Source organism: Algibacter mikhailovii, from assembly GCF_014651495.1.
Lineage (GTDB): Bacteria > Bacteroidota > Bacteroidia > Flavobacteriales > Flavobacteriaceae > Algibacter_E > Algibacter_E mikhailovii.
The window spans coordinates 284,394-297,180 of the sequence record NZ_BMWZ01000002.1 but is presented as its reverse complement, the minus strand read 5'-3'; the positions used below and the strand labels follow the sequence as shown (position 1 = coordinate 297,180).

7 protein-coding genes are annotated in these 12,787 nt (G+C 36.5%); all 7 read left to right on the top strand.

From position 1 onward, the window contains the following. Positions 1–99: 99 nt before the first annotated feature. A complete protein-coding gene (locus IE051_RS04690) occupies positions 100–4,767 on the top strand; it encodes a T9SS type B sorting domain-containing protein (protein ID WP_189359620.1) in 4,668 nt (1,555 codons plus the stop codon). Positions 4,768–4,793: 26 nt separating this feature from the next. Next, positions 4,794–5,756 (top strand): PorP/SprF family type IX secretion system membrane protein, encoded by a 963-nt coding sequence (locus IE051_RS04685; RefSeq protein ID WP_189359619.1) that lies wholly within the window; start codon positions 4,794–4,796, stop codon positions 5,754–5,756. Between the two features lie 21 nt (positions 5,757–5,777). Further along, positions 5,778–7,661, top strand: a complete 1,884-nt coding sequence (locus IE051_RS04680) for an OmpA family protein (RefSeq protein ID WP_189359618.1) — start codon at positions 5,778–5,780, stop codon at positions 7,659–7,661. Positions 7,662–7,818: 157 nt separating this feature from the next. After that, positions 7,819–8,841, top strand: a complete 1,023-nt coding sequence (ruvB, locus tag IE051_RS04675) for a Holliday junction branch migration DNA helicase RuvB (RefSeq protein ID WP_189359617.1) — start codon at positions 7,819–7,821, stop codon at positions 8,839–8,841. A 32-nt stretch (positions 8,842–8,873) separates the two neighbouring features. Next, positions 8,874–9,800, top strand: coding sequence for a tRNA epoxyqueuosine(34) reductase QueG (gene queG, locus IE051_RS04670; RefSeq protein WP_189359616.1), 927 nt, complete (start codon positions 8,874–8,876; stop codon positions 9,798–9,800). A gap of 51 nt (positions 9,801–9,851) precedes the next feature. Further along, positions 9,852–12,146, top strand: a complete 2,295-nt coding sequence (locus IE051_RS04665; protein WP_189359615.1) for an NADP-dependent malic enzyme — start codon at positions 9,852–9,854, stop codon at positions 12,144–12,146. A gap of 55 nt (positions 12,147–12,201) precedes the next feature. Continuing rightward, on the top strand, positions 12,202–12,783 hold the full coding sequence (gene ruvA, locus IE051_RS04660) for a Holliday junction branch migration protein RuvA (RefSeq protein WP_189359614.1): 582 nt from the start codon (positions 12,202–12,204) through the stop codon (positions 12,781–12,783). The last annotated feature ends 4 nt before the right edge of the window (positions 12,784–12,787 follow it).

Genomic DNA, 12,787 nt, shown 5'->3' with positions numbered 1-12,787 from the left:
AAAAAAATCAGTTAAATTGCCTAGGTAATTAAATTGTCCCAAAATAATATGGGGGATACTAGTTAGACCTAATTTATAAATGATTGTAAACCCTTAATTATGAAAACTAGCTTCTTGTCAAGTCTTGTATTTTGTAATGTACTATTTGTTTTTTTGCTTTTTGGTTCAAGCCATAAAGTCTTCGCACAATGTCCTACCGTGAATAACGCAAATCCTGATATTTGTTTAGATGGTGCTGGATATAGTTTTAGAGATTTGAACAGTTTTGTAACTGATGGAGGCAATGGTATTGTTTGGTATACGGCAGCCACAGGTGGTACGTCTTATAACCCTAATGAATTAGTTACTGAAGGTACCTATTATGTTGGAGATATTTCTGGAAATTGTGGTACTAGATCTGCCGTTACTGTTAATTTTACTGTTGATGGAATTGATCAGGTATTAGATCGTATATATTGTAGTAAGGAAAATGCAACATTTCAAAGCTATATTGATGATGTTTTAAAACCTTTTATTCCAGCCGATGTTACCGTTCAAATATATGGAGATTTGGAGCTAACAACTCCTGTTAATCCTAGTGATGTTATACCTGTTGAAGCCAAAACATACTATATGGTATTAACGGATTCCGGAGGTTGTACGGGTCAAATCGAAAGTGGTCAAATTGGTGTTTTTTCAACGCCCTCTGATCCCAGTCCGGAACTACAACAATTATTTTGTTCAGGTTCTAATCCCACAGTTGCTGATTTGAATACTAATACTAATTTGTTTTATAATTGGTATGAAAGTTTAGATAGTAATGGAGATCCAATAATTCCGGCCTTATTGCCTACAGATGCCCTAGTTGATGGCAATACCTATTATATGCAGATTGAAGGGGTGTTTTGCTCGAGTAACCCAGTAGCGGTTGTTGTGGAGATTAATACGGAGGAGTCTGGAATCTCTAGTAGTTTGAGTTATTGTGAAAACAACTTACCTGTTACTAGTTTTAATCTTTTTGATGAATTGGGGGATCCAAAGGATGCTACAGGAACTTGGGTAGGACCAGAAACAACATCAAACGGATATTTAGGAACTGTTAATATTTCTGGTTTAACAGCCGGGAGTCATGTGTTTAGCTATACGGTTTTAGCCAATGGATCTTGTCCCGATCTTATTTCTACCGTTACCATAGAAATTGAACAACCCCTATCTTCTGGAACACCTACGAATTCTGGACCCATAACATTTTGTGAGGCAAGCTTACCAACGGCATTTGATTTGAATGCACAGTTAACTGGTGCAGATCCTGATGGACAATGGACTGCGGGTAACTCAAGTTCTGGTATGATGATTAGTTCGCCAATTGATTTGACTTCATATACACCAGGCACTTATTATTTTTCATATACTCAAAATATTTCGCCTAGTATATGTTTGGAGGAAACAACAACAATACAAGTTGATATATTAACCGACCCCAATGCGGGTAATGCAGTTAATCAGAGTTTTTGTGAGAATGATTTAGCAAATAATTCGCCATTTGATCTATTTATGGCTCTTGATGGTTCACAAAGCAATAATAACGGTGTTTGGCGTGATGCCAACAATAATACCATATCTAATAGTCTTGATATTTCTAGCTTTACCTTTTTAAACAGCCCATATCTTTTTAATTATACCATAGGCGATGGCGACTGTATTGATACAGAAACCATAACTATAAATGTAGAAGAAGGTCCAGAATCAGGTGCTGCTAATAGTCCAGCAGTGTTTTGTTTAGGTTTGGCGCCAACAAATTATAATTTATTTGACCTTCTTACGGGGGCAGATCTTATTGGTAATTGGTATGTGGGAACCGATAATTTGGGGGAAACTACATCAAATGAAATTGATTTATCTCTATTAGCAAATGGCACATATAATTATACCTATGAAGTTGCAGCTATTGGTACTTGTACAGATGAGTTAGTGACCGTACAAATAGTAATTAACTTACCACCTAACTCAGGGACGCCAAGTGGAGCAACGTATTGCGAGAATGAATTGGGATCCAATTCACCTTTAGATTTATTTACACGTCTTACCGGTGCAGATCCAGGCGGTGTGTGGTCAGATGATAATGCTACTGGTGCATTAACAGGAAGTCAAGTGGATTTAACCAATCTTGCGGTAGGTTTTTATAATTACACCTACACCATTACTGCCCTTAATGGTTGTGTTAGCAGCTCTACAGTGGTTGTTTCAGTAGAAAATGCCCCAGAATCAGGGATAGCAACTCAAGCTGTTGAATTTTGCGAGGAATCAGCCCCTACTAATTTTGATTTGTTTAGTTTATTAACTGGAGCTGATCAAACAGGAACATGGTATAGCGGAACAGATAATTCAGGAGCAGTAACAAATAATCCCATTGATTTAATTGGTTTTACAGAAGGTGTGTATAATTATACTTACGAAGTTGCACCAATAGGGACGTGTACTGATGAATTGGTGACTGTTCAAATTATTATAAATCCGCTCCCAAATACAGGTATTCCCAGTGACGTTACTTTTTGTGAGAATGATTTAGCAGCTAATTCACCTTTTGATTTATTTATGCAACTAGACGGTGCAGATTTAGGTGGAGTTTGGAGTGATGATAGTACCTCTGGTGTTTTATCTGGAAGCCAAATTGATTTAACCAATCTTGCTGTTGGCTTTTATAATTATACCTATACTATAAGCGATGCTCAAGGCTGCGAAGGTAGTGCTACAGTGGTGGTTACTATTGCTGAAGCCCTAGAATCAGGTACGGCTAATCCACCGGCAGAATTTTGTAAGGTAGATTTAACGCCAAGTCAAACCTTTAATCTTTTCGATTTACTTTCAGGAGCTAATTTAACGGGTACTTGGAGTGATGATAATGCAACCGGAACATTATCGGGGAGTAGTGTGATGTTAGATAACTTACCTATCGGTACTTCTAACTTTACTTATACGCTAGATCCTATTGGAAGTTGTATTGATGAACCAGTTACGGTCAGTATTAATATTAACGAAATATTACCACCAGCAGCTGAGGCCGTTCAAGACTTTTGTGATAATGCAGCCATTATAGACCTTGTTGTAACAGGTGTTTCCGTAAAATGGTATGATGCATTGACCGGAGGAAACCTTTTGGATAATACTACGATTTTAATTGATAAACAAACGTATTATGCATCACAAACTGATGCCGTTACAGGATGTGAGTCTGCATTAAGAACAGCCGTAGTGGCTAACATTAATCAATCACCAATCCCAGGTAATGCCCTGCCCCTTGCAGTATGTGATTCTGACAATAGCGTTGATTTGTTCAATGCCTTAGATGGAACGCAGGATACAGGAGGAACATGGCAAAATGATGATGGTGTTGGTTCCTTAGTAGGAAACAGTTTTGATGCTACTGGTGTAGTGCCTGGCAGCTATCAGTTCACCTATATTGTGGCTGGGATATCGCCATGTATTGATGCTCAAGTTACTATTACATTGAATGTTGAAGCTCCTTTGAATGCAGGAACTAGTAATACTTTGAATATTTGCAGTGATAATGGAACAACAGATTTATTTTCACTAATTGAACCGGCAGATTTTGGCGGGACTTGGTCTCCAGCTTTAACGAGTGGTACCGGTCTTTTTGATCCTTTGCTGGATGCAGAAGGTACGTATACATATACCTTAACCAATTCATGTGGTGTTTTTTCCAGTGATGTTATTGTTACTGTTTCTCAAGCACCGGATGCAGGTACAGGTAATTCAGTTGCTATTTGCCAAGGCGATGATACCCTTGATTTATTTGATTTGTTGGGGTCTACAGCCCAAACAGGTGGTGAATGGTTGCCGGAACTCGCAAGTGGAACAGGTGTCTTTGATCCTGCCGTGGATGTCCAAGGCATTTATAAATACACGGTAAAATCTTCAGCACCATGCGTTCTAGAAGATAGTGCAGAAGTTACCGTAACTGTTAATGATAGCCCATCGGTAGTTGTAATAGATCCTAATCCCGAGTTTTGTTTAAGTAATAGGCCAACCGTTTCTGATCTTGAAAGTAGTATTGAATCTATTGGTACGGTTAACTGGTATGAAGACGCTTTACTAACAAAACTATTATTAAGTACAGATTATCTTATTGATAATGCAGATTATTTTGCTACCCAGACCAATAGTACAGGATGTGAATCCTCCGCTGCAGTTCAAATAAGTGTTACGCTTTATGATACTTCTACACCTACAATTATTGATTCTAATGCTGATTATTGTATAAATGACGAGCCAACAATAAATGATTTGTCTTTAAATATTGTTGAATATATTTCAGAGGCCTCCAATATTATATGGTATGATTCAGAAACGGGAGGAACTGCCTATGACAATTGGTCTGTATTGAGTGAGGGGACCTATTATGCCGCATTAATCAATACAACAACCCGTTGTGAAAGTAGTATTAGATTATCGGTTACTCCAGATCTTACAGCTTGTGGAGAATTAGAGATTCCTGATGGTTTTTCTCCAAATGGAGATGGCATTAATGATACACTAGATGTTGATTTCTTAGGCGTATTATATCCAAACTTTAATATGGAAATTTATAACCGATATGGGAATATGGTTTATAAGGGAGGTGCAAATACGCCTAGGTTCGATGGTACATCAAATCAATCTAGTGGGGTAGCTAAAGGCGATTTACCAGTTGGCGTATACTTCTACATATTTGACTATCAAGACGGCGAAAATCCGCCAGAACAAGGTCGTATATATTTAAGTAGATAATTCGGACTAAGGAGAAAACAAAAGAAATGAAACAGTTAAATATATATATAAGAATTATTGCTGGTATAGGCCTAATGCTTGTGTCTATGATTAGTTTGGCACAGCAGGATCCGCAGTTTACGCAATATATGTATAATATGAGCGTAATTAATCCGGCTTATGCTACTGGAGAATTAGATATTCTCAACATAGGTGGTATGTATAGAACGCAGTGGGTTGGTATGGAAGGCGCTCCAAGAACCGCTAGTTTCTTTGCGCATACACCTTTAAGTAATAGAACTGAAGCAGGGTTATCATTTACCAATGATAATATTGGTGATGTTGTTAATGAAACCAATATTTTTGCTGATTTTGCTTATGTTATTCCAGTAGGGGTAGATAGTAAATTGTCTTTTGGAGCTAAGGCTGGTGTCAGCTTTTATAACGCAAATTTTGATGGTTTCATATTACAATCCGGTAATGTCAATAATGGACTTGATGTGGCTTTTAATGAGAATATCGGTCAAACATTTCCTAATTTAGGCTTTGGTGCTTTCTTCTTCAAAGATAATTTCTATTTAGGATTTTCAGCTCCCAATATATTATCCAGAAAACACTTGGAAACAGAAAATGGTATAAGCGCTACTGGAACAGAAAATGTACATTATTTCTTTACCGGAGGGTATGTCTTTGATATCAATCCAAATTTAAAATTTAAACCTGCCTTTATGACTAAGGCGGTTACAGGAGCACCGCTATCTTTAGATATTACGGCAAATGTGCTATTTAATGAAAAGGTTGAAGCTGGTTTAGCCTATAGGTTGGATGATGCTGTTAGTGCCTTGGTGAATTTTAGGGTGACCCCTGCAATGAGAATTGGGTATGCCTATGATTATACAACATCTAACTTAGGTGATTTTAATTCAGGATCACATGAAATATTTATTTTATGGGATATTGACCTTTTAGGATTAAAGGGCGGTTATGACCGTTCGCCAAGATTTTTCTAAGCATTGAATAAACAGGAAAGCATGAAAAAAAATAGATACATACTTGCAAGCCTTTTATTATTTGGGGGATTAATATTTGCTCAGAGTAACACCCTCAAACGCGCCAATAAACTTTTTGATATGAAGGCCTACTATGAGGCTGCTCAAGTTTATGAGGCCAATGAGCATACTCAAGAAGTACTCAAAAATTTGGGAGACAGTTATTATTATAATTCTAATTTTGAAAAGGCGTCTAAAACGTATCGAGAACTTTATTTAAAATATGGCGATTCATTAAATAAGGACTGTGATTTTCGATTTGCACAAGCTCTAAAGGGCGTAGGTGCTTATGAAGAGGCTGATAAATATTTAAGCAGGCATTACAATAAAACCTTTAATACATCTGACTCTTTAGCATCTATTGAAAAGAGTACCCCGCATAATTTTAAATTAAAGGAGATAAACACTCAAAATCCTATTGGTGATTTTGGGATGTCCTATTTCAATGATAAAGTAGTTTTTTCTTCATCAAGGAATACAGATGCATCAGCATACGTTTGGAATAATTTACCGTATTTAGATTTGTATACTGCTAGTATTGTGAATGATACTGTGTTGAAAGAAATAGTCCCTTTACCAAAATCTATTAATACAAAAATGCACGAGAGTAGTGCCGTTTTTACCAAAGATGGTATGACTATGTATTTTAATAGAACAGGTAAAAAAAGAAAAAAAACAGGTCAGGATAAAATTGCTCAAGTTAAACTCTATAGGGCTGAATTCATTGAGGGCGATTGGACTAATATTGAAGCCCTCCCATTTACATCAGATTTATATAGTACAGTGCATCCAACATTAAGCAAGGATGAGAAAACATTATATTTTTCAAGTGATATGCCAGGGTCTTTAGGCGGGTTTGATATATATAAAGTGGCTATTAATGATGATGGTACATTTGGCGAACCTGAGAATTTAGGCCATTTAATAAATACTGAGAATAGGGAGCAGTTCCCATTTATAAGTGCGTACGATGTGCTGTATTTTTCATCAGACGGACAACAGGGCTATGGCGGTCTAGATGTGTTTAGAAGTAATAGTATTAATGGTGATTTTGACACTCCAGTAAATTTAGGAGGTACTATTAATAGTGGTTTAGATGATTTTTCATTCGCAGTTTTGGAAAAGGAAAATAAAGGAAATGTATCTTCGAATAGAACGGGCTCTGACAGGATATTTGCTTTTGAAAGGGTAAGAAATGATTTGTCTAAATACCTTGTAGAGGGTGTGATTCAGGATAAAATTAGCGATGAATTGTTAGTAGGCGCTAAAGTAGAATTATTTGATGAATCCGGAGAATCTATAGCAGAAATGGTTGTAGGTGATGATGCTTATTATATGTTTAAAATTGAACCTAATAAGAAGTATAAGTTTAGAGGTACAAAAAAGGCATATATTCCTGAAGATATTGAATTCTCAACAGATAAAGAAGGTAAGGTGCAACAAAATATCAAGTTGGCTTTACAGGCCTATACAACGGCTGAAGAGCGTATTCAAGAAAACAAAAAGGGAGTAGTACAAGTTAAATTGGATAAGATATATTTTAATTTTAGTAGTGCTAAAATAAACGAAGGGGCTGCTAACACTTTAAATGTACTGGTAGATTTGATGAAAAAATATCCTTATATGGAGGTTGAAGTGTCGGCGCATACTGATGCGCGAGGTCGAGCTGAGTTTAATTTAGAATTATCTAAAATGAGAGCTTCGTCTACCATGGAATACTTGGTAAGTCAAGGCATAGAAAGAAGCCGTCTAAGTAGTGTTGGTTATGGCGAAATGCAACCACTTAATAACTGCGTAAAAGAGAATATGTGTTCTGAATCAGAGTATAATGTGAATAGACGTTGTGAGTTCACTATTTTAAATTAATTAAGACACCTAATTATTCTAATTTAAAAGCCTTTCCTATATAGGAAAGGCTTTTTGTTTATATTTGCTTAGTGTCATTTCAGAAATTATTGGAATACACTTTCATGAGAACTGAGGCAATAAATAAATATAATTCCGGTTTTGTCGGGATGGTAATATGAATGAAAATCTAGATCCAACAAATGATAATTTTTCTCCAGAAGAGGTTGACGTTGAAAAAAAGTTAAGACCCCTTTCTTTTGATGATTTTACAGGTCAGGATCAGGTTTTAGAAAATCTACAAATATTTGTTCAAGCAGCCAATCTAAGAACTGAGGCTTTAGATCATACCTTATTTCATGGGCCTCCAGGGCTTGGAAAAACAACGCTTGCCCATATTTTGGCAAATGAATTAAGTGTTGGAATAAAAGTCACCTCTGGACCAGTATTAGATAAACCGGGTGATTTGGCAGGCTTGCTGACTAATCTTGATGAGCGCGATGTGCTTTTTATTGATGAGATTCATCGTTTGAGTCCAATAGTAGAAGAGTATTTGTATTCTGCCATGGAAGATTATAAAATTGATATCATGATTGAAACTGGGCCTAATGCAAGGACGGTTCAAATCAATTTAAATCCATTTACGCTGGTTGGGGCAACAACACGTTCGGGATTATTAACATCTCCAATGCGTGCTCGCTTTGGTATACAGAGTAGGCTTCAATATTATAAAACAGATTTACTAACTACAATCATTCAGCGTAGTGCTACAATTTTAGACGTTCCAATATCCATGGAGGCTGCCATAGAAATCGCAGGCAGAAGCAGAGGTACACCTAGAATTGCAAATGCACTGCTAAGACGTGTTAGAGATTTTGCTCAAATTAAGGGAAACGGCAGTATTGATATTAAAATTGCAAAATATGCTTTGGAAGCTTTAAATGTAGATGCACATGGATTGGATGAAATGGATAATAAAATTTTGTCAACCATCATAGATAAATTTAAGGGAGGTCCCGTTGGTATTACTACTATTGCAACGGCTGTTAGTGAAAGTCCAGAAACTATCGAAGAGGTTTATGAACCCTTTTTAATTCAACAGGGTTTTATCATGCGTACGCCAAGAGGGCGTGAGGTAACAGAGCAGGCTTATAAACATTTAGGGAGAATTAAAGGGTCTGTTCAAGGTGGGTTGTTTTAAATACTGTAAGGTTTTATTTAGCCGTTTTTCTAATGATTGAAAACAAATTTAAATATTCACAATTAATAAAAACCGAAGCAAAGCGCCTCGGTTTTTTATCTTGTGGTATTAGTAAAGCTCAATTTTTAGAAGAAGAGGCGCCTCGATTAGAAAAATGGCTAAATAAAAATATGCATGGCGAAATGAGGTATATGGAAAATCATTTTGATAAACGCCTTGATCCAACAAAATTGGTTGACGATTCTAAAAGCGTGATTTCGCTATTACTCAATTACTATCCATCAGAAACACAAAATCAAGATAGTTTTAAACTGTCAAAATACGCCTACGGAACCGATTATCATTTTGTTATAAAAGACAAGCTCAAATCGCTATTGCACTTTATTAATGAAGAAATTGGTGAGGTACATGGTAGAGCCTTTGTTGATTCAGCTCCTGTTTTAGATAAAGCATGGGCGGCAAAATCTGGTTTAGGATGGATTGGAAAACATAGTAATTTAATAACCCAGCAAGTGGGGTCCTTTTATTTTATTGCTGAGCTTATCATTGATTTAGACTTGGAATATGATTCAGCAGTGACTGATCATTGTGGGACGTGCACCGCATGTATTGATGCCTGTCCTACGGAAGCAATCACAGAACCTTATGTGGTAGATGGCAGTAAATGTATTTCATATTTTACCATTGAACTTAAGGAAAATATCCCATCAGAATTTAAAGGGAAATTTGACGATTGGATGTTTGGTTGTGATGTGTGTCAAGATGTGTGCCCATGGAACCGATTCTCAAAAGCGCATAATGAGCCATTATTTAATCCGCATCCAGAACTTTTATCGATGACAAAGAAAGATTGGGAGGAAATTACTGAAGAAACCTTTCTTGCCGTATTTAAAAAATCAGCAGTAAAAAGAACCAAGTATACAGGTTTAAAAAGAAACATCAATTTTTTAAAAGAATAAGCGTTTCCTTGTTAGGATTCTTATATTTGTTAGTTTCAAATTATATTCCATATGAGCGAACAAAGTAAACGAAGAGAGGCCCTTATTTATCATGCAAAACCAACTCCCGGTAAAATAAAAGTTGTTCCAACTAAAAAATATGCAAGTCAGAGAGATTTATCATTAGCATATTCTCCAGGTGTTGCGGTACCTTGTTTAGAGATAGAAAAAGATACTGAATCGGTTTATAAATATACGGCCAAAGGGAATCTTGTTGCGGTAATTTCAAACGGTACAGCTGTTTTAGGATTAGGAAATATAGGACCTGAAGCTTCCAAGCCTGTGATGGAAGGTAAAGGATTGTTGTTTAAAATATTTGCTGATATAGATGTTTTTGATATTGAGGTTGATACCGAAAATGTTGAAGAGTTTATCGAGACCGTAAAAAAGATTGCGCCTACGTTTGGCGGCATAAATCTTGAAGATATTAAGGCCCCTGAAGCTTTTGAAATTGAAAGACGCTTAAAAGAAGAGTTGGATATTCCGGTCATGCATGATGATCAGCACGGAACAGCGATAATATCAGCCGCAGCGTTATTAAATGCTGTGGAAATCTCAGATAAAAAAATAGATGAAGTTAAAATAGTAATAAGTGGAGCAGGAGCTGCCGCTATTTCATGTTCGCGTTTATATCAAGCCTGTGGCGCTAAGCGAGAAAACATGGTAATGCTAGATAGTAAAGGTGTTATTAGAGATGATAGAGAGAATCTTACTAAAGAAAAAGCAGAATTTGCAACGCATAGAAAAATAGATACGCTGGATGAGGCCATGAAAGATGCCGATGTTTTTATTGGCCTATCTATGGCTAATATTGTATCACCTGAAATGTTGCTGGCTATGGCTAAGAACCCCATTGTTTTTGCCATGGCTAACCCAGATCCTGAGATTAAATACGATATCGCCATAGCAACCCGTAAGGATATTATTATGGCCACTGGTAGAAGTGACCATCCAAACCAAGTAAATAATGTACTTGGTTTTCCTTTTATTTTTAGAGGCGCTTTAGATGTTCGCGCGACTAAAATTAATGAAGCAATGAAGATGGCAGCGGTAAAGGCGCTGGCTAAATTGGCCAAAGAGCCAGTTCCTGAGCAGGTTAATGTGGCTTATGGTGAAACACGTTTAACCTTTGGAAGAGATTATATAATTCCAAAGCCTTTTGATCCACGTTTAATAGCAGAAGTGCCTCCGGCCGTGGCAAAAGCGGCTATTGATAGTGGCGTTGCTAAAAAACAAATTCTTGATTGGGAAAAATATAAAGACACGTTGCTTGAACGTTTAGGTTCTGATAATAAGTTGGTAAGGTTGTTGTTGAATAGAGCTAAACTTCACCCTAAACGTATTGTTTTTGCAGAAGCCGATCAATTGGATGTGTTAAAAGCAGCTCAAATTGTATATGAAGAGGGAATTGCCATACCCATTCTGTTAGGAAGAAAAGAGACTATTGAAGCACTTATGGCTGAAATAGATTTTGATGCCGATATAGAAATAAGAGATCCTAAAACAGAAGAGGAAAATGATTGTAAAAATAGATACGCTGAAGTGTATTGGCAGCAACGTAAAAGACGTGGTGTAACCTATTATGCGGCGCAGCGCTTAATGCGAGAAAGAAATTATTTTGCTGCTATGATGGTTAATCAAGGCGATGCCGATGGATTGATATCAGGATATTCAAATAATTATCCTACTGTATTAAAACCTATGTTAGAACTTATAGGTTTGGCTGATGGCGTAAGTAGAGCAGCAACAACAAACATTATGATGACCAAGCGAGGTCCTATGTTTTTAAGTGATACCTCTATAAATGTAGATCCTGATTCTAAAACCTTGGCGAAAATAGCACAAATGACCTCTCAGGTAATCAAAATGTTCGGTATGACTCCTGTAATGGCGATGGTATCTTATTCAAATTTTGGTTCTTCAGATAATGACCGCGCATCCAAAATTAGGGAAGCAGTGGCGTATTTACATCGTCATTATCCAGATTTACTTGTAGATGGTGAGTTACAAACTGATTTTGCCCTTAATGATGAGATGTTACGTGAAAGGTTCCCATTCTCTAAATTGGTTGGTAAGAAGGTTAACTCTTTAATTTTTCCAAATTTAGATTCGGCAAATATTACCTATAAATTATTGAAAGAATTACATGAAGCAGACTCCATTGGACCAATCATGTTGGGGATGAAAAAACCGGTGCATATTTTACAATTAGGTGCTAGTGTAGATGAAATAGTTAATATGACGGCAATAGCCGTAATAGATGCGCAATACAAAGAAAAGACTGACTTGGAAAATGCTGAAAAGTAAGTGAATGGATTGTAAATAATTTTATTACATTTGGGCGGTTAACCAATAACTATTCATGATAACGCACATTCAAGGAAAACTTACTGAAAAGAATCCCACTCATGTTGTGATTGATTGTAATGGTGTGGGGTATATGCTCCATATTTCGCTACATACATTTTCTCAAATACCAGATGGTGAACACTTAAAATTATATACGCACTTGCAAGTAAAGGAGGATTCTCATACGTTGTATGGGTTTGCATCTGTAGCAGAACGTGAAATTTTTAGATTGCTCATATCGGTTAGTGGAATAGGTGCTAGTATTGCGCGTACCATGTTATCATCATTAACACCAAAACAAGTTAGAGAAGGGATAGCCTCAAGTGATGTCGCTTTAATACAATCTATAAAGGGTATTGGTGCTAAAACGGCACAACGTGTTATTATTGATTTGAAAGATAAAATCTTGAAGATCTATGATCTTGATGAAGTTTCGGTTTCTCAAGGCAATACCAATAAAGATGAAGCGTTATCTGCTTTAGAAGTTCTTGGTTTTGTTAAAAAACAAGCTGAACGAGTTGTGGATAAGATTATGATAGCGCAGCCAGATGCTGATGTTGAAACCATCATAAAGCAGGCTTTAAAAAATTTATAATATA

Excerpts from the sequence above, each read along its gene's own strand:
- IE051_RS04690 (WP_189359620.1), top strand. The coding sequence starts at position 100 with ATGAAAACTAGCTTCTTGTCAAGTCTTGTATTTTGTAATGTACTATTT.
- IE051_RS04665 (WP_189359615.1), top strand. The coding sequence starts at position 9,852 with ATGAGCGAACAAAGTAAACGAAGAGAGGCCCTTATTTATCATGCAAAA.
- ruvB (WP_189359617.1), top strand. The coding sequence starts at position 7,819 with ATGAATGAAAATCTAGATCCAACAAATGATAATTTTTCTCCAGAAGAG.
- queG (WP_189359616.1), top strand. The coding sequence starts at position 8,874 with ATGATTGAAAACAAATTTAAATATTCACAATTAATAAAAACCGAAGCA.
- IE051_RS04680 (WP_189359618.1), top strand. The coding sequence starts at position 5,778 with ATGAAAAAAAATAGATACATACTTGCAAGCCTTTTATTATTTGGGGGA.
- IE051_RS04685 (WP_189359619.1), top strand. The coding sequence starts at position 4,794 with ATGAAACAGTTAAATATATATATAAGAATTATTGCTGGTATAGGCCTA.
- ruvA (WP_189359614.1), top strand. The coding sequence starts at position 12,202 with ATGATAACGCACATTCAAGGAAAACTTACTGAAAAGAATCCCACTCAT.